This window comes from Leifsonia sp. SIMBA_070 (genome assembly GCF_046534635.1).
Lineage (GTDB): Bacteria > Actinomycetota > Actinomycetes > Actinomycetales > Microbacteriaceae > Leifsonia.
Genome location: NZ_JAWRYK010000195.1, coordinates 1 through 277, shown reverse-complemented (window position 1 = coordinate 277; position 277 = coordinate 1). Strand labels below are relative to the sequence as shown.

The following is a 277-nucleotide window of genomic DNA, read 5'->3' as shown; positions in this document are numbered from 1 at the left end:
CAGGTTCTGCTGGCGGTTCTCGCCGCGCGCGAGATTCGCGAAGTTGGTGGTGGTACGCGTGTCGGCAGAGGGAGTGTAATCCTCATCGAAACGCGTCGTGCTGAGCCTAAACGTGGGGTTCATCCACATCAGCTTAGGAAGAATCCACGCCATAGCCCCATATTCACGCACGATGTGTCGTCATAGCGTCAGGCTATGTCAGGAGCGTGACTCCGTATCCCATTACGACACCGCGCATCTCATCCACGAAACGCTGCGCCTGCGCCGTCAGCGACGC

Annotated in this window: 1 protein-coding gene; it reads right to left on the bottom strand. The window is 58.8% G+C overall.

Features of this window, described 5'->3' with window-relative positions; translation table 11 throughout:
- On the bottom strand, positions 1-129 hold a 129-nt coding region (locus SB754_RS19990; RefSeq protein ID WP_410784122.1), incomplete at its 3' end, for a putative oxygenase MesX.
- Positions 130-277: the final 148 nt, after the last annotated feature.